11 protein-coding genes and 1 tRNA gene are annotated in these 17,379 nt (G+C 53.3%); 5 read left to right on the plus strand and 7 right to left on the minus strand.

Annotation, left to right across the window (positions count from 1 at the left end; genetic code table 11):
• Positions 1 to 31: 31 nt before the first annotated feature.
• Positions 32 to 535, plus strand: coding sequence for a crossover junction endodeoxyribonuclease RuvC (gene ruvC / locus ABGM91_RS10045; RefSeq protein WP_290566550.1), 504 nt, complete (start codon positions 32 to 34; stop codon positions 533 to 535).
• Between the two features lie 108 nt (positions 536 to 643).
• Here the strand turns inward: ruvC and ABGM91_RS10050 are convergent, their stop codons facing one another.
• On the minus strand, positions 644 to 1,165 hold the full coding sequence (locus tag ABGM91_RS10050) for a hypothetical protein (RefSeq protein WP_354832003.1): 522 nt from the start codon (positions 1,163 to 1,165) through the stop codon (positions 644 to 646).
• A 160-nt stretch (positions 1,166 to 1,325) separates the two neighbouring features.
• Here ABGM91_RS10050 and ABGM91_RS10055 point away from each other — a divergent pair, with 160 nt between their 5' ends.
• Positions 1,326 to 3,149 carry an AAA family ATPase gene (locus ABGM91_RS10055; protein ID WP_354832005.1) on the plus strand — a complete coding sequence of 608 codons (1,824 nt, stop codon included), beginning with the start codon at positions 1,326 to 1,328 and terminating at the stop codon, positions 3,147 to 3,149.
• Between the two features lie 668 nt (positions 3,150 to 3,817).
• Here ABGM91_RS10055 and ABGM91_RS10060 read toward each other — a convergent pair.
• On the minus strand, positions 3,818 to 5,806 hold the full coding sequence (locus ABGM91_RS10060; protein WP_354832008.1) for an alkyl sulfatase dimerization domain-containing protein: 1,989 nt from the start codon (positions 5,804 to 5,806) through the stop codon (positions 3,818 to 3,820).
• Between the two features lie 337 nt (positions 5,807 to 6,143).
• Between ABGM91_RS10060 and ABGM91_RS10065 the strand changes: the two genes are divergently transcribed.
• Complete coding sequence (locus tag ABGM91_RS10065; protein ID WP_354832010.1) at positions 6,144 to 6,620, plus strand: NUDIX domain-containing protein; 477 nt, start codon at positions 6,144 to 6,146, stop codon at positions 6,618 to 6,620.
• On the opposite strand, the gene meaB is transcribed toward ABGM91_RS10065, so the two are convergent.
• Genes meaB through ABGM91_RS10080 form a run of 3 tightly spaced genes read right to left on the minus strand, consistent with a single transcriptional unit; the run spans position 6,595 to position 10,658 of the window.
• The gene (meaB, locus tag ABGM91_RS10070) at positions 6,595 to 7,614 is read right to left on the minus strand and encodes a methylmalonyl Co-A mutase-associated GTPase MeaB (protein WP_290566826.1); all 1,020 of its coding nucleotides are present in this window, start codon (positions 7,612 to 7,614) and stop codon (positions 6,595 to 6,597) included. The genes ABGM91_RS10065 and meaB overlap by 26 nt on opposite strands.
• A gap of 16 nt (positions 7,615 to 7,630) precedes the next feature.
• Positions 7,631 to 9,142: a beta-N-acetylhexosaminidase gene (locus ABGM91_RS10075; protein ID WP_354832013.1), complete on the minus strand. Its 1,512-nt coding sequence runs from the start codon at positions 9,140 to 9,142 to the stop codon at positions 7,631 to 7,633.
• A 34-nt stretch (positions 9,143 to 9,176) separates the two neighbouring features.
• The gene (locus ABGM91_RS10080) at positions 9,177 to 10,658 is read right to left on the minus strand and encodes a beta-N-acetylhexosaminidase (RefSeq protein ID WP_354832016.1); all 1,482 of its coding nucleotides are present in this window, start codon (positions 10,656 to 10,658) and stop codon (positions 9,177 to 9,179) included.
• A 269-nt stretch (positions 10,659 to 10,927) separates the two neighbouring features.
• Between ABGM91_RS10080 and ABGM91_RS10085 the strand changes: the two genes are divergently transcribed.
• A complete protein-coding gene (locus tag ABGM91_RS10085) occupies positions 10,928 to 11,599 on the plus strand; it encodes a hypothetical protein (protein WP_354832018.1) in 672 nt (223 codons plus the stop codon).
• 81 nt (positions 11,600 to 11,680) lie between these two features.
• Here ABGM91_RS10085 and ABGM91_RS10090 read toward each other — a convergent pair.
• Positions 11,681 to 11,755 (minus strand) — tRNA-Gln (locus ABGM91_RS10090).
• A gap of 139 nt (positions 11,756 to 11,894) precedes the next feature.
• A complete protein-coding gene (locus ABGM91_RS10095; protein WP_354832020.1) occupies positions 11,895 to 12,359 on the minus strand; it encodes a type II toxin-antitoxin system antitoxin SocA domain-containing protein in 465 nt (154 codons plus the stop codon).
• Positions 12,360 to 12,740: 381 nt separating this feature from the next.
• On the opposite strand from ABGM91_RS10095, the gene ABGM91_RS10100 reads away from it, so the two are divergent.
• Entirely contained in the window at positions 12,741 to 17,315 is a 4,575-nt protein-coding gene (locus tag ABGM91_RS10100; RefSeq protein WP_354832023.1) for a S6 family peptidase, read from the plus strand.
• Positions 17,316 to 17,379 lie beyond the last annotated feature (64 nt).

Below are 17,379 nucleotides of genomic sequence, written 5' to 3' on the forward strand. Positions count from 1 at the left end.
AAGGTCTCTCTGCGGGAATGACAATCATCCCATGCGCATCCTTGCCATAGACCCGGCCATCCGCAACACGGGTTATGCCGTGGTGGAGGGAGACCATCGCCGGGCATGCGCGCTGGACTACGGCACGCTCTCCATTCCCCGTAGCGTGTCGCAATCAGGTTGCCTGCTCGCCATCAAACAGCATCTGGGCAACCTCATTGACAAATGGGAGCCGGATGAAATGGCGGTGGAACGCATCATCTACGTCCAGTCCCACCAGACGGCCATCACCATGGGAGCGGCCAAGGCGGCCGTGGTCATTGCCGCGGCGGAAGCCGGACTGCGCATCATGGAATACTCCCCTAAAAGCGTGAAACTCTCCGTCGTAGGGCGGGGGGCCGCTCAAAAAGCACAGGTCGCCTTCATGGTGCGGGCCCTGTTGGAACTCCGGGAAACGCCGGAATCCGATGCCGCCGATGCCCTGGCAATCGGCCTAACCCACCTCTACTCTGCGGACCCCTTGAAGGCCCACATGATGGAGAGGAAATACATTTAACAGTGATGAGAGTTTAGAGATGAGAGATTAGATTTCAATTCGCGGACTGCAAGTCCGAATTTTTTCACTAAACTCTCATCTCTACTCTCTCATCACTGATTCAACCCCTCAGGGCTTGAACGTCCTTCCTTTTCCGTCCTGCCACGCCTTGAGCAGGGAGGCGTACATCTTGTTGAGCTGTTCCAGGGAAGACACGCGGAACTCGACGGTATTCGTATTCGGGTAAGCCTTCGCGACGGTGGTATCCGGGTCGATACTTCCTCCCGTCGCCCTGTTGACGGCGCCGGAACCGAGCTCCTTCGCCCGGTCGGTCACATTCTTGATGGCATTGATGCCTGAATTCTGCCCCAGCGTCTCCAGATAATAAAACTTGGTGGGCGTATTCCCCAGGGTAATCAACGTCACTTCATACACCATGCAAGCGTTGTCCAGAATATACTTGTGCTGGGCCACCGCTACAATCCGGCTGAGATGTACCACAAATTGCCCTTCTGGAAAATTGCCAATCCAGAACTGGCTCTGGTTGTAATCATCCGTAGATTGAGTAGGGCCCCCCGTCTTGGACTGGGCGGAAAGCGGAGCCGTAGCACAAACGCAGAGCGCTAAAGCGGAAAGTAAAAAACGTTTCATGGTTCTATTTAATATTAATCGTCAACCTGTGGGAAGAAAAAACTGGACAATTTTTTCATGCTTTATAAGCTGCAAAATATAGTTGGCTATTCTCTACCAGAATAACAAATATAAACTTTCTAGAGAAGATTTTTTAATATTAATGTAAACACGCTTTAATATGAATACGTATTTAAAATTTAATGGATACAAGTGTTTTTCAGGTGATGATGGATATGCAGAAGGATTTGAAATTATAAAATCTATCAATATTATTATTGGAGCGAATAATTCAGGAAAATCTAGACTTATAGATTTCATTGAATCTCTACATAAAAATGGCAGTGATAAAAAATTAAAAAATTTGAAAATTTATAGGAAATTTTATAGGGGGAAAAATGATATAGACCATCTTTTTCCTGGTTGGTCCGGAGGATGGGTAGATTATTGTAGACAACTTTTACCTCAGACTTATGAGGCAATTTATTCACATGAAGGGAGAATAATAAGTTTTGATGGAACAGAAGAATTAATAAAGGATACTCTGGCCAGAAGATATTCTTGGAAAGAAGAGGAAATAGATAAAGCTGTTTTAGAAGTGAAAAAAAAATTGAGTGAATCTTCCGATTTTTTTCCAAATCGAAGAGATTTATGGCCCAGTGATAATTTTTTTAAAAGGATAGATGCTGAGAGAGATATAAAAAGAGAAAGGTCGGGTATTTGTGAAGATGGCTCAATAATTCCTCCCAAGTTGTTAAGTAATGGAACCGGGGCTACTGATATAATTCATAGATTTTTGCATCTTTCGGATGAAAAGTATCCAAGATTTATAATAACAGATTACTTATTAGATGCTGTAAATGAAATATTTCGACCTACAGGGTTGCAGTTTACAGAAATTTATCCTCAGCTCGACAAAGACAATTATTGGGAAATTTACCTTGGCCAAAAAGATAAAAATTTAATTCCTTTATCCGATTCTGGAAGTGGAATTAAAACTATTTTATTGGTTTTATTAAATTTAATTGCAATTCCTTGTTTAGAACAAAATTTAGAGAAAGATCTTTCTTCGTATACATTTGCTTTTGAAGAATTGGAAAATAATTTACATCCTACTTTATTAAGAAGTTTGTTGGTATACATAGAGAAGATGGCTTTATCTAAAAACGCTACTTTTTTCTTAACTACTCATTCTAGTATTGTTTTAGATATTTTTAATGGAAACGATTCAGCTCAAATTATCCATGTTTGGAATGACGGTAAACAATCTACAGTACGAACGGTTTCTAAATATATGGATAATATTGAAGTCATTAATAATTTAGGAGCAAAGCCATCAGATTTATTACAAGCAAATGGTATTATATGGTTGGAAGGACCATCTGATAGAATTTATATTAATAAATGGATAGAATTAATGAGTGATGGAGAACTTAAAGAATCGAGACATTATCAATGTGCATTTTATGGAGGAGCTCTTTTATCTCATAGTAATTTTAATGATCCTAATATAAAAGATGATGAAAGAGTAAAAATGTTAAAAATAAATTATAATGCCATTCTGGTAGGAGATGGCGATAGATTTAAAGGTGGTCCCCAAATTATTAAAAATAGATTGTTGAAAGCTAAGGAAGAATTGGAATCTATGGGAGGTATAGTTTGGGTTACAGAGGCGAAAGAAATTGAAAATTATATTCCTGGTTCAATTCTCTCTAAAATTTTTAGAAAAGATGGTCTTCCGAGCCCAAGTAAAAATGAACCGTTTTCAAAAGTTAAGACATCACGAAACAGAGTTATAGGTTATTTGCAAAAGCATGTGAAAGGGTTTGCTGAAAAAAATGATTTTGATAAAATTGATCTTGCAGAAAAAGTTATTGAATTAATGAGTCAAGATAATATGTCAGGTCGTTTTGATTGGTTTGACGAGATGGAAAGAATTTGTTCAAGAATAAGGAAATGGAATTCTCTACCTAATTTAGGTACCCCAATACTTAAAATAGATTAAATGAAGGTGAAATATTTGAAAATAAATATTAATATATTTCAAAAATTTATGTAGTCGCTATTATATATTCAAAGATAGTGGAAGTTGCCCATATCTAATTTTTACCATTTCTAATATTTTCTATAATGGTATAGAAATATGGCTAGGTTTGAAAGCAAAGATCAGAGATAGATGATATGAGAATTATAAAAAATATGTATCGTTCTAATGTAGTGGGAGGATAATCCAGAGAAAAGGGTTTGGAGCTGTATGAGGAGGAAATCGGTTTTTGGCTGCCCCAGTACGATACGGACCATCTAGAATCCAGTCTGGAGCACCGGAGTTTGTACTTATAGGTGGATAGTTTCCTGGCAATTTTAAACTGGATTGGCTGCTGAAATTCAAGAAGGAAATATGTGATAGGAATGTTAGAGAATTTCTTTAATTTCCAGATTAAAGAAAAGGAAAAAATAGTATTCCTTTAATGAATTTTTTGAATAATGATTCATCCATTGATGTACTTAAAGGGTAATAATCATGGGATAGAGATGTAACGATTGAAGTATATTTACTAAAGCTGCAATCATGGGAGCTGGCACTAAAACTTAGAAGAGCATTGTTGAGACATAAGAAAACCGCTTTTTCCAAATGCCGGGAAAAGCGGTTTCATTAAAAAAGATAGTGGAAGGTTACGGTTCTATGATGTTGAAGTTCCCATTGAACTTGTCCATGCATCCGATCAGCTCCTGGAATTTGTCCGCATTGCCTTCGATCTTGATCATGCCTTTGTCCAGGGCTTCCTTCAAGGGCACGGCCTGCATGGCAACGAGGGTGAAGTTGAGCTTGTCTCCGGTAATCACTGCGTCAGGGTGCTCCACCGGTTTTCCTTCGCGGTACATTAATACTTCATCCTCAAGCCAGAAGCCGTATGGTTTTCCGTTTTGATCTATCCAGTTGAATGCCAGTTTCTTCCCTTTGGATTTCTCGCTGTTCATGCTGATGCCCATGTAGTCAAACAGCATTTCCGGCGTCAGGTTGGACAGAATGTCCGTCGATACCAGGTTCAGGGGGTTTTTAAGCAGTCCGTTTCTCAGTTCGTAGGCACCTACGAGAAATTCATTGCGCCAGGGCCCCGATTCAGCCTGATAGCCAAGCTGTTCAAGAGCGTCCGCCGCCAGATTTCTTGCCTTGCTGTTTTGCGGATCGGCAAAAACCACGTGCTTTAACACCTCGGCCGTCCAGCGGTAGTCTCCCTTGTCAAAGGCTTTTTGGGCGTTGTCTATCATCTTGTCGGCCCCTCCCGCCAGTTCCACATAGCGCCTGGCCGCTTCCACGGGCGGCAGGGCATACAGGTTTGCCGGATTGCCGTCATACCAGCCCATGTACCGTTGGTAGATGGCTTTGGCGTTGTGGTTCAGCGTGCCGTAATAGCCCCGGAAGTACCATTGCTTGTCTATTTCCGGCGGCAGCTTGATCATTTCCGCAATTTCTACAGGCGTGTACCCTTTATTAATCAGATTCAACGTCTGGTCGTGCATGTATTTGTAGCCGTTGCGTTCCTTGGCCAGGAACTGGTTGATGCGTTCTTTTCCCCATCTGGGCCAGTGGTGCTGCGCAAACAAAACTTCCGTTTTGTCTCCGTAACGCTGAATGGCTTCATCAAGCGCCTTCCACCAGTTGCTTGCGTCCCGCACCTTGGCTCCTCTCAGAGTGTAAAGGTTATGCATGGTATGGGTAGCGTCCTCCGCGCTGCAAAGCGCCTTGAATTGAGGGAGGTACATCAGCATTTCAGAGGGAGCTTCCGTCCCGGGAGCCATCATGAATTCCATTTCCACTCCGTCTATGGTGCGTGTTTCACCTGTTTTGGTGATGGTATCAGTGGGCGGAATGACTGTAACGGTTCCGCTGGAGCTGGCGGTTCCCAGGCCGGAGCCTACGGTACCTTCCGGCCCTTTATTAAAGGGCGCCGCATACATGTACGTAGAGCGCCTCCCCATGGCGTTGCCCGCATAAACGTTTTCGGAAACGGCTTCTTTCAGGAATCCTTCCGGCGCCAGTATCTGCGTTTTACCGGATTTGACGTCCTGCTCGGATGCCACTCCCTTGACTCCTCCAAAGTGGTCCACATGGGAGTGCGAATATACAACTGCCTTGACCGGGCGTTTTCCTGCCTTCGGCTGCTCCACTTCCTGATAGTAGAGGTCAAGTCCCGCTTTTGCGGTTTCTTCTGAAATGAGAGGATCAATGATAATGAGGCCTTCCTTCCCTTCAATAATAGTCATGTTTGAAAGATCGAACCCGCGAATCTGGTATACGCCGTCCATGACCTTGAACAGCCCGCTTTTGGCATTGAGCTGGGAGACGCGCCATAAACTCGGGTTCACCGTGTCAGGGGCCGGTTTATCCTTGGTAAAGTCAAAGGAAGAGATGTCAAAGACCGTCCTCCCTTCCTTGTTTTTAATTTCCGGATCCTTGAGGGTTGCTATAAATCCCTTTTCCGCATTCTGAAAGTCCTGTTGGTCATGTTCATCCAGGCCATGGGCGCGGAGAAAGTTCTTGTTATATTCAATAGTGTGGCTTGTCGCCTTTTTGGGCTCCTCTGCGCCATTGGCGCCCGGACCTCCCCATACAAGCATTGCCAGCAATATGGACGGAAAATAATTTATTGTTGTTTTCATGATCAGATTTTATTAACGGGACGTGAAAAGTAAAAAAGCGGCGAGTCCGCTGATTCACACTTTGTGAGAACAATAGACTTGATGCTAAAGAGCAGTGTTCGGAAAATGGCAGTATGTTACTATTTTGACTACCAGAGTTTTCCGGGTGGATAACAGGAAATGCCACCATTCGTGGGGCAGTTTTTGTTTTATCCTCCTGACGGGTCGGGATTTACACCCGGAGCCATTAGGAGGAGAGAATAAAGTGTCTGCATTCGTGGCTTTTTACATCCCTGCATGCAAATTGATGGGGGAACATGGCTGGAAATGCCGGGGAAGTTGTGCTAGGTAAGAAGCCATGGAAAGATTGTATCGTCCCAATGTGGCGGGGTTGATGGTCCGGAAGGACGGAAAGCTGCTGGTTTGCGAACGGTCCAGGCAGAAAGGGGCCTGGCAGTTTCCGCAGGGGGGAATTGATCCGGGGGAAACTGCCTTGGAGGCCGTAAAGAGGGAAGTACGGGAGGAGGTGGGGTTTCTGCCGTCCCAGTATGATATTGCAGAGTCCCGGGGAGGGTATCGTTACGATTATCCGCCGGAGGTGCTGGATTACGTCCGCGAGAAGCGGCAGCAGCCTTTTGTGGGCCAGGAGCAGGAGTATTTCCTGTGCCGTCTGCATGCGGACGCTCCGGAGCCCAGCCTGGACCACCGCGAGTTTTGCGCTTACAGGTGGATAGCTCCCGCCGAGTTCAAGCTGGAGTGGCTGCCGGAGTTCAAGAAGGAGGTGTACGCCAGGGTGCTGGCGGATTTCTTCAATGTCCGGGCACAGGATAGGTGAAGTGGCTCAACAGGTCGTGCGCGGCGGAGACGGGGTCCATCTTGTCTCCCGCCACCATGTTTTCCAGCACGGGCATGCGTGACGCCACGGCAGGATGCTGTTCAAAGGCGGTGAGCAGGGCTTCATGCACCAGGGCCTGAACCCATGAGAGGGACTGGTTCCGGCGGCGGTTGTACCAGAATCCGGATTCCTTCATGCTGTCCCGGAAGCGGAAGAGCGTTTCTTCAATGGTATCCAGTCCGCGCCCTTCCAGGGAGGAGCAGGTGAGGACGGAGGGCGTCCAGCCGGGGGTGGGGCTTTGCAGGTAGTGGAGCACCATTTTCAGTTCCTGGCAGTGGGCGGCCGCCCGCTGGCGGTTGTCGCCGTCATCCTTGGTGACCACCAGGATGTCCGCCAGCTCCATGATGCCGCGCTTGATGCCCTGCAGGTCGTCTCCGGCGCCGGTGATGAGCAGGAGCATGAAGATGTCAACCATGGAGCGCACCGTGGTTTCCGACTGTCCGACGCCGACGGTTTCAATGAGGATGATGTCAAAGCCCGCGGCCTCGCACGCGATCATGGTTTCACGCGTTTTCCGGGCTACGCCGCCCAGGGAGCCGCCGGAGGGGGAAGGGCGGATGAAGGCGTTTTCCTCCCCGGAGAGTTCCTCCATGCGGGTTTTGTCCCCCATAATGGAGCCCCGGGAGACGGAAGAGGACGGGTCAATGGCCAGCACGGCCACCTTGAAGCCTTTTTTGCACAGGTAGGTGCCGAAGGCTTCAATGAAGGAGGATTTGCCCGCGCCCGGAACGCCCGTGATGCCGATGCGGACGGCTTTGCCGGAGTGGGGCAGCAGTTTGGAGATGAGCTGCCGGGACGCTTCCTGGTCCCGGGCTGCATTGCTTTCTATCAGGGTGATGGCCCTCCCCAGCAGGGCGCGGTTTCCGGCCAGGACTCCCTGGGCCAGTTCTTCTACAGAGGGGCGGTGCGGACGTATCAATTTAGTGCTGCTCATGAATAGAGAATGCGGATTATTTGAAAGGGGGTTCGTTTTCCTTCGTGCGCTCCATGTCGTAGTTGAAGCGTTTGAGGATGAACTGGCGGTGGTCCTCCAGCTTGCGCTGGAAGTTTTCCCAGGACCGCACGTTCATCGGTGACCAGCCCGCTTCCGCAATGGCGCAGGCGCGCGGGTAGGTGCGGTAAAGCAGGTGGTTCAGGGTGGGGAGCTGCTCCGCCCACATGGTGGCCTGAACGCCGATGACGTGGTCCACTTCCTTTTCCGGCCTGCCGTAGGCGGGGTCCAGCTTGTAGCTTTGTTCCAGCGTGGTGGTGGGCATCCACCCCCGGTTGTCCTGACCGGGAATTTGCGGATAGTCCAGGTAGCAGTGCTCCCCGGCGGCGATGATGAGGGGAAGGCCCTGCTTCTTCGTTTCCGTAATGGTGGAGGGGGTCAGGCCCATGCGCCAGGTGAAGACGGTGTCTCCCTTGCGGTAGATGTTGGCCTGCGCCCACGGCTTTTCATACCATAGCTGCACGCGTTTGCCCCTGGCGGCCAGCATGGAGGCCATTTTCGCTTCAAATTCCTTCAGTTCCTCGTGGACGTCCTTCATTCCCTTCTGCTGGCGGTATTTGACGCTGAGGGGGCATTTTTCCCAGGTTTTTTCCAGAGGGGCTTCATCGCCGCCCAGGTGGACGATGGGGGAGGGGAAGATGTCCTTGAGCTCGTCAAAGACGGCGGCGTAGAATTTCCAGATTTCCGGTTTATGAGGGCACACCAGGTACAGGGTAACCCCTCCCGTGGTGCGGACCTTGGTGTCCGGGTCCGGGAAGCAGAAGAATTCCGGATACGCGGCGGCCAGCGCCTGGTTGTGTCCCGGCATGTCTATTTCAGGAATCACTTCAATGCCGCGTGCCGCGCAGTAGGCCACCAGGTCTTTCAGCTCCTGCTTGGTGTACATCCCTTCATGGGGAGTGCCGTTGCCGAAGCTTTCCGCCCGCTTGGAGGAGATACTTTTCAGCTTGGGGTAGCCGGGCACGGGCAGCCGCCAGCCCTGGTCATCCGTCAGGTGGAGCTGGAGCTTGTTGAATTTGTAGTAGGCCATCAGGTCCACGAATTTCTTCAGGTCCTTTATGGGAATGAAATGGCGGGCCGGGTCCACCATCAGGCCGCGCCACGGGTAGCGGGGCTTGTCCCTGATGACGCCGCAGGGGATGCCCTCCGGGTGTGCGGCAAGCTGGTCCCGGAGCTGCTGGAGTGTGACGAGTCCGTAAATCCGGCCCTCCCTGCCGCCGGAAGAGAGGTGCGCGCCCTGCGGGGTGACGGTGAGCTGGTAGGCGTCCCTGCCCAGGGAGGGGGCGGCCTTGTCGGAAAGGAGCTTGAGCGTCCTGGCCGTTCCCTGGGCGAGGTCGGTCCCGGCGGGTTCCGGAATCACGCTGTATGCCGCCTGCCGGGCGGCTGCCAGGTGTACGGAGAGCGCCGCGCAGGCCAGAATGTTGAGCAGTTTAAGCATCGGGGGCGTCTTTTTCGAAAAATAGCTTATCATGGCAAGGTTCCTGTGGTAAGGAAAAATAGCGGAATTACTTTTTGTTTTCCCAGGGGAAGGAAGGTTCGTTTTCCTTCGTGCGCTCCAGATCGTAGTTGAAGCGTTTGAGGACAAAGACGCCGTGGTCCTTCACCTTCCGCTGGAAGTTTCCCCAGGAGCGGGCCTCCATGGGTGACCAGCCCGCTTCCGCAAGGGCCATCGCGCGCGGGTAAGTGCGGTAAAGGATGTGGTTCAGGCTGGGGAGGTGTTCCCCCCATATCGCCCCGTGCACGCCCTGGATGTGGTCCGCTTCCCGTCCGGTTTTGCCGAAGGCGGGGTCCAGTTCATAGCTTTTTTCCAGCGTGGTTGTCCTCATCCAGCCCCAGTTGTACTGGCCCTGCAACTGCGGGAAGTCCAAGTAGCAGTATTCATTGGAAGCCATGACCAGCTTCAGCCCGGCCTGTTTCGTCTTTTCCACGGCGCTGCGCGCCTGGTCCGCCCTCCATGCATACACCGTTTCCCCGGGGTGGTAGATGCCGGCGTTGCCCTCATACCAGAATTGCGGCGTCTGTCCGTTTTTGGCGAGAAGGGAGGTCATTTTGGCAAAGAAGGCCTTCATTTGTTCCTGCTCGTCCTTCAGGCCTGCCTTGGCGCGGGCTTCCCGGCACAGGGGGCATTTTTTCCATAGTTCCGTGGGGGCTTCGTCACCGCCCAGATGAACGGTGTTGGACGGAAAGATGTCCTTGACCTCCTTGAAGACGGCGGCATAGAATTTCCAGACTTCCGGCTTTTGCGGACAGACCAGCTCCTTGGTGTTGCCGGCGATGGTCCGCACTTTCATGTCTTTCTGGGGGAAGCAGAACAATTCAGGGTAGGCGGCGGCCAGCGCCTGGTTGTGTCCCGGCACGTCTATTTCAGGAAAGACTTCAATGCCGCGCGCCGCGCAGTAGGCCACCAGGTCTTTCAGTTCCTGCTTGGTGTACATCCCTTCGTGGGGCGTGCCGTCTCCAAAGCTTTCCGCCCGCTTGGAGGCAATGCTCTGCAACTTGGGGTAGCCGGGCACGGGCAGCCGCCAGCCCTGGTTGTCTGTCAGGTGCACGTGCAGCTTGTTGAATTTATAGTAGGCCATCAGGTCCACGAATTTCTTCAGGTCCTTCATGGGGATGAAGTGGCGGGCCGGGTCCACCATCAGGCCGCGCCACGGGTAGCGGGGCTTGTCCCTGATGACGCCGCAGGGGATGCCCTCCGGGTGTGCGGCAAGCTGGTCCCGGAGCTGCTGGAGCGTGACGAGTCCGTAAATCCGGCCCTCCCTGCCGCCGGAAGAGAGGTGCGCGCCCTGCGGGGTTACGGTGAGCTGGTAGGCATCCCTGCCCAGGGAGGGGGTGGCCTTGTCGGAAAGGAGCTTGAGCGTCTTGGCCGTTCCCTGGGTGAGGTCGGTCCCGGCGGGTTCCGGGATGATGCTGTATTTGTCCGCAGCCGCCACAGCAAGGGAGGGAGCCAGAAGTACTCCGGCCAATAGGGAAAAGAGCCTTGTCATGGTTTAATATAACGCCATTACGGGTGAAAATCTGTCAAGAAATATCGCCTGTTCCCGTTCATGCCGGGCCGCATTTCCGGTTTTCCGGGAATTACCGATGAAAAGAACGCGGTTTTAACGTCCCGGAATGAATGATTTTTTTCCCGGGCGGCCGCATGGTTTAAAAACCATGAGTAAAATTAATATCATCAATGGAGCTCTTCTGGCATCCCGGAATGAATTGACCGGGCACAGCGGGAATGCGACGGAGCATATTACACAGGAGGAACGTGAACGATGGAATGCCGGGCCGGGGCGGCCCGTCCGGGGAGCTGGCGGAAGGTAAAGTTCAAGCCGTCGTTGACAAAAGACTGTATGATGCAGGCGTCGTGATCAAACGCATTTCTCCGGAGACTGTGGAAATTCCGGCTGAGGGCGGCAGGGTGGAATTTGCCATTGATACCAACATTCCCTTATCCGGCCGCAGGCTTGTGAGGGAAGGCTCTGATCCCACAGGCGCCTGTATTCCTCCCCATGCCGCTCTCGTTGAAGAAAAACCGGACCGCCTTGTTTTTTACGTGGAGCCCAATCCCTCCATTAAACGGATTGGGCTTAATTTTGAACTCTATGCCTGTGAGCCGGAAGCGGAACAGTACTTCAGCCTGGGCAAAGTCACCTGGCATCAGCACGGGAAGGAGGCCAATGGCTCCATCAACCCGGCTGTGATCAACGTACCTGCGGAAGGCGGAGAGTGTGAGCTGGAGGTCAAGTGTGACCATGAGTGGCATCTATTAACGGGTGCCATGCCGGGATTTACGGTTACTCCCGCCAGCGGGTTGCCGGGTACTACTAAGGTGCATCTTGCCCCCTCCGGGACGGAGGAGGATTCCTTGCTGCGGCTCATCGTAACTGATGGGCAGGATGCCATTTGCGCATTTATTGCGACTATTGCCGGAGTCTGATACAAGCCCTCCAACCGAGCTCCCGCCAGGGGCAGGAGAAGAAAAAATCCCGCCTCCTTGGAGACGGGATTTTTATTAAAATGGTAGCCCTATGAGGACTCGAACCCCAAAATACGGAACCAGAATCCGCTGTGTTACCGATTACACTATAGGGCTATGTAACGGGCACCTTTCCGGTGCGGGCGAATTAAAGCGGAAGCGGCCATTCTTTGCAAGTTTTTTTTCACTCAAATGTGTGGTTGACCGGAAAAAAATAATGCGGAAGGAAAAGGATTCGTGCGCCTTTTCCGCCGGGTCAGTCGGTCAGGGTCTGGAAGTAGGCTTCCACATGTTCCCTGGTGATCTGCTGGTGTTCCGCTTCGCCGTGCCTGCCCTGCGCCTGATGCCAGGGAGAGTCCGGCGCGGTGTTGATGCGGCCAAGCTGCTGGGCCGTGTATTTGCCGTACACGTTCCAGATGTGTTCCAGGAAGGGGATGACGTCCGTTTCCTCATCCAGGGGAGGCTGGCGGCGGCTGGGATGTTCAATGGCGGAGCAGGGCGGCTGGTCCTTGTATTCGTGATAAATGGAGGGGAGCACGGGGCCTGATGCCCATGCCTCCGCCCTTTCATTGATCAGGAAGCCGCCGTTCCGGTGCAGGTGCCACCAGTCCGCCAGAATCACCAGGTGGTTCAGTTTGACGGGCGTGAGCGGGCGCCCTTTTGCATTTGACTGCTGAATGAACCAGTTGCAGAGTTTTTGAGTGGTAGTGTGGTTTGCCATATTGAAATGGGTTGCCTTTAATTATAAAGGGGCGGGGGTATTTCACAATACTAAACGGATTTCATGTTCCGCGGTATGGAAAAGGGCTGAACCGGAAGGGTGAAAAGACGGGAATTTCAGGTTTGTTGATTTGAAGCAAGGAAAAAGAAGAAATATTCTGTGTCATACAAAAAGAGGAATCTTTCCCAATCTTCTTGTAAATGGAATGTAAAGTTGTTTGTTGAAAACAAAGAGTGTTTTGGAACTCTAACAAAATAAAGAATAATTAAAATTTTTAAGAATGTGCTTCCTTTTTAAATTCCGGGAGGAGCTTTTAAAATACATTTTGAATACCTGTGTTTTTTGTGATTTGAATTATTCAAACCTCAAGCTCGTTCTGCCATGCATCTGCATTATTTATATCATTCCAGCCTGTTGGGGGCGGCTTGCCTCCTCACTCCCGCCTATGGCGGCCTGATGTCTGACTCCTTTGATGTTCAGACCTACCGCGATTTCGCGGAAAACCGGGGCATCTTTGGAATTAATGCCAAGGATATAGCCATCTATGACAAGGAGGGCAATTATGTGGGAACCATCCCCAAAATGATGAATTTTGACGGGTTGGCGGATGCCCATGCCGGGGAAGCCGCCCTGGTGGGCGGTCCCGGTTTCATTGCCACCGTATCACATGATTACAATAACCAGACCATCACGTTCACCAAGCGCTTCGGCGCTACGCAGGGGACGCCATTTTATGACGAATACCGGAGCGTAGTGATCAAGAACGCCTGGGGAAACCAGACGAATTACACGTATGATTACCGCGTGCAGCGTCTGAGCAAGATCGTGACGGAGGCGGAATACGCCCCCTACCTGACGGACCCGGAATACCTGGATAATATGCAGGGGCGCCTGGTGCTGCGGGCCGGCTCCGGAACCCAGGCTATTGCCACGGGCAACGGCAAACAGGACACGGTCAGCGGAGGCTATTCCTATTTGACCGGGGGTACCCTGGTTTTTGAGGGCCAGGCCAGCGTTCCGGGAACGGGAGAACCGGACCCGGAGAATGCCAAGACTTACCCGGCCTACCGTTTCTGGTACAATTTCAAGAAGCCTTCGGAATCCAATCCGTTGCCTATCGGCGTCCTGGCCGGGGACAGCGGAAGCCCCAGCTATGTATTCAATGAAAATTCCGGCAAATGGGAATGGGTGGGGGCTGGCCAATCCCAGGGTGGGAGCGGTTACGGAGAGTTCAGCCAGATGCGTTCCGGCAACCAGTGGGCCAGCGATTACGTGGACAGCTTCAACCGCACCATCAGTGTTGCGGCGAGCGGGGACATGCTCTGGAACGTGACGGATGCCGAAGGCAACGGAACGTTCGTGCAGGGAGACGTGACTACAGATTACATCGGGCTGGCATCCGGAGTGCGGGGGGATACCTCCACGCAGGGAACGCGGGCCACGGACGCGCAGATAGGCGCATGTTCCAACCTGATTTTTGACGGCTCCGGCGGCACGATTGTGCTCCAGGGTTCCGTGGATACGGGAGCGGGTTCTTTAACCTTCAACCGTGATTACGTGCTGAGCGACGGGGGCGATTCTTCCCGGCGTCTGAACACGGCGGGTTTTGTGGTCAACAAGGGAGCTACGGTCACCACGTTGCTGACCGGAACCTCCGGGGACGAGTGGCGGAAGATCGGCGAAGGGGACTTGATCGTAAGCGGCCACGGAAACAACGCGGCGGACATCAACGTGGGGGGAAGTGGCCTGGTGGTTCTGGACCGTGACGGCTATGCCGCGCATAACGTTAAATTGAACGGCGGCGGAGTGATAGTTCGTTTGGCGGGAGAAAACCAGTTGTCCGGGGAGTTCATCTTCGGCCACCGGGGCGGCGTGGTGGATATGTACGGCCATGACTTGACGCTGAACGCCATCACCCACCTGGATTCCGGGGCTTTTTTTGCCAATTACCTTGGCGGTTCCAACGTAACGCTCACCTTTACCGGTTCCGGAGAACAGAAGTTCCTGGGATCCCTGCTGGATGGAGGTTCCCTGAAGAACGGATTGCTGAATGTGGTGTATGTCCCCGGCGCGGGAGAAGGTTCCGTGTGGAACCTGTCCGGAGCCATTCTCAACTCCGGAACCTGGACGGTGCAGGGAGGGGAAGTGAAGGTGGCGGGAGTGCACACCCTGCACGCGGGCGGTTATGTGGATGAGAACGACTGGCAGACGGCCGCCTTCTCCACCGGAACAGTGAAGGTGAACAGCGGGGCCCGGTTTACCACCGGCGGACATTCCCTGGTAGTTTCCGCCGTGCAGGTGGATGACGGGGGCACGTATGGCGTGCTGGCCGGGGGGAACCACAGCGGAGACGTCGTGTTGTCCGGTGCCGCATCCATGCTGCGTGCGGAGGTGGATTCCGGTTCCGCAACGGAGTCCGGCGTGATTTCAGGCTCCGGTTCCCTCGTGAAAACCGGGGAAGGAACCCTGCTTTTGAAAAACGGAAAGAACAGTTTTTCCGGAACTGCCAGGGTAGAAGGCGGGATGGTGCGCGCTTCTTCCGCCGGAGCCTTCGGGCAGGCCGTCTGGACGCTGGATGCCGCCGGAGCCCTCTCTGTGGAAGGCGCCGGTTTTTCCGCTATTGCCGGAAAACTGGACCAGGCGTCCTCCGGCACGTTCGTTCTGCTGGAAGACCAGGCGTCAATTTCCGGGCTGAACGGGTTCAGGAACTTGTCCATCGGCGCGCTGGGAGAGGTGAATTTGGGAACGCACGGAACCACGGAACTTTTATCCGGCTGGACCGCGGACGGCGGCTGGGCCCTGGGGGGCGGGGGCGGAACGCTGACGGTGAATTTGAAACTCAGCGGTTCCGGCACCTTGTCCGTCGGCAACGGTTCCAATGCGGGTACCGTAGTGCTTGCCAACGCGCATAACAGTGATTCGGAAGAGGGAGCCGCCTTCTCCGGCGCCATTGAGCTGAATGGGGGAGTCAACCTCATTTATACGGACGTGCGCTCCCTCGGCCTGGAAAACAAGAATGTGCTTGTCAAATACGGAGCCTCGTTTGCCCTTGGTGTGGAAGAGGATGCAGCCCTGGCGCACGTGTCCAGCGCTTCCGGCGGCGTGCTGCTGCTGTCCGGCGACCGTACGGCGGATTTGGATATGGCGGGCATGGGGCTGAATTCCGCTTATATCGGCGCCGACGGGCAGGCTGTCCTGTCCGGCTCCGTAACGGCCGGAACGCAGGGATACCTGTTCGGCGGTGGCGGAACGCTGACCGTGGCCTCTTCCCTGGGCGGGGCTCATGCCCTGACGGTGGATACGCAGGGAATGGGAACGTCCGGCGGCGTCATCCTGGCCGCGGACAATACTTATTCAGGTGAAACGCGCATCCTGTCCGGAGTTTCCCTGACGGTTGGCAATGGAGGAACGTCCGGCACCCTGGGAACGGGAGCCGTTGCCAATGAAGGCGCGCTGGCGTTCAACAGGACGGACAAAGTGACGGCGGGGAATGCTATTTCCGGAACGGGGACGCTGATTCAGAAAGGCTCCGGGGAACTGGTGCTGACGGGCAATAATTCCTATACAGGAACTACTACGATTGCCGCGGGAACGCTCACCGTTGGGGACGGCGGCACCAGCGGTTCCCTGGGAACCGGGGCTGTGGTCAACAACGGCGTCCTTGCCTTCAACCGCTCTGACGCCGTGGCCTTTAATGCGGCCATGTCCGGAACAGGTTCCCTGGTGAAGAACGGCTCCGGCACGCTCACCATCCAGAAGATGCTTTCCTATACGGGAGGAACCACCGTGAATGAAGGCACGCTTGTGCTGGGCTACGGCGGAGCCAACGGAATGATCCGCGGTGACCTTGCCATCCGGGAGGGCGCTCAGGTGACGCTGAAAGGCGGCGACAGCTTCGGTTACTCCGGGGGGAACGCCTCCGTGAAGAACGTGAACATCACTGGAGGTACCCTGTATTTTGGGGACAATGGCAACCAGACATTCCAGAATACGGTGTTCAACCTGACGGGCGCTGTAGTGGATGGCGTCACGGGAGGCCGCATGGATATCTGGACGAAGGCTGTGGTTAACGTGAAAGCCGCGAACAAGGCCTCGGAAATCAGACACGTCAACGTGCAGTTGCGGGACGCCAACCCGACGGTGTTCATGGTGGAACGCGGCACCGGGGCAACGGACCTGAACGTATCCTCCAACATTGTCAACTCCTCCGGGGTGAAGGGGTCCTTCATCAAGAAAGGGGCTGGAATCATGGTGCTTTCCGGCAGAAATACCTATTCCGGAGGGACCACGGTCAACTGGGGGACGCTGGTAGCGGCCTCCAACCAGGCTCTGGGAACCGGCGCGGCGGCCGTCAACTCCGGCGCGCGCCTGGCGCTTGGGGGCCTGGGAACGGACCTGGCTTCCGTTTCTCTTGGAAATGATATTCTGGTGAAGAGCGGCGGCATTCTTTCCGGTTCCGCCACCCTGTCCGGGAACACTACCCTGAATGCCGGGTCCATACTGGAGTTCACCTTGTCCATGGGCGGTTCCGCGGGTAATGAACTGGCGTACAACAGCCTGATGCTCCAGTCCGGAGTCTTCCAGATTGACGCGGGGGCCAAGCTGAAGCTGGCGGCGGTGTCCCTGGATTATTCCACGGACTTCTGGGGGACCTCCCATATCCTGAACCTGATAGAAGGCGGCGCAAACGCCAGCCTGGCGGGAACGTTCACGCTGGACCTGTCCGGCGCCGGGAATTACGGCTCCTATGGTTCATGGACCCTCCAGAGCGATGAGGATTCCAAGACCGTGAACATGGTCTGGACGCCCAATGCCGAGGCTGCGGTGGCTCATACGGAAACCGCCGCACTACTGGCGGCCCCGTCTCCTGCGCCGGTTCCGGAACCCTCCTCCGCACTGCTGGTGCTGGCGGGCCTGGGAACATGTATTTTCCGCCGCCGTGTACGGCGCGCCTGATGAAGAGCCTGCCGCACTTCCTGAGGACCTTCCGGATATTCTTAAAAACGGTCCCGGTCCGGGA

The sequence above is a fragment of the Akkermansia muciniphila genome, from assembly GCF_040616545.1.
Lineage (GTDB): Bacteria > Verrucomicrobiota > Verrucomicrobiia > Verrucomicrobiales > Akkermansiaceae > Akkermansia > Akkermansia muciniphila_E.

What these genes read in the sequence shown, in the direction of transcription:
- ruvC (WP_290566550.1), top strand. Translation starts at nt 32, where the DNA reads ATGCGCATCCTTGCCATAGACCCGGCCATCCGCAACACGGGTTATGCC.
- ABGM91_RS10050 (WP_354832003.1), bottom strand. Translation starts at nt 1,165, where the DNA reads ATGAAACGTTTTTTACTTTCCGCTTTAGCGCTCTGCGTTTGTGCTACG.
- ABGM91_RS10055 (WP_354832005.1), top strand. Translation starts at nt 1,326, where the DNA reads ATGAATACGTATTTAAAATTTAATGGATACAAGTGTTTTTCAGGTGAT.
- ABGM91_RS10060 (WP_354832008.1), bottom strand. Translation starts at nt 5,806, where the DNA reads ATGAAAACAACAATAAATTATTTTCCGTCCATATTGCTGGCAATGCTT.
- ABGM91_RS10065 (WP_354832010.1), top strand. Translation starts at nt 6,144, where the DNA reads ATGGAAAGATTGTATCGTCCCAATGTGGCGGGGTTGATGGTCCGGAAG.
- meaB (WP_290566826.1), bottom strand. Translation starts at nt 7,614, where the DNA reads ATGAGCAGCACTAAATTGATACGTCCGCACCGCCCCTCTGTAGAAGAA.
- ABGM91_RS10075 (WP_354832013.1), bottom strand. Translation starts at nt 9,142, where the DNA reads ATGATAAGCTATTTTTCGAAAAAGACGCCCCCGATGCTTAAACTGCTC.
- ABGM91_RS10080 (WP_354832016.1), bottom strand. Translation starts at nt 10,658, where the DNA reads ATGACAAGGCTCTTTTCCCTATTGGCCGGAGTACTTCTGGCTCCCTCC.
- ABGM91_RS10095 (WP_354832020.1), bottom strand. Translation starts at nt 12,359, where the DNA reads ATGGCAAACCACACTACCACTCAAAAACTCTGCAACTGGTTCATTCAG.
- ABGM91_RS10100 (WP_354832023.1), top strand. Translation starts at nt 12,741, where the DNA reads ATGCATCTGCATTATTTATATCATTCCAGCCTGTTGGGGGCGGCTTGC.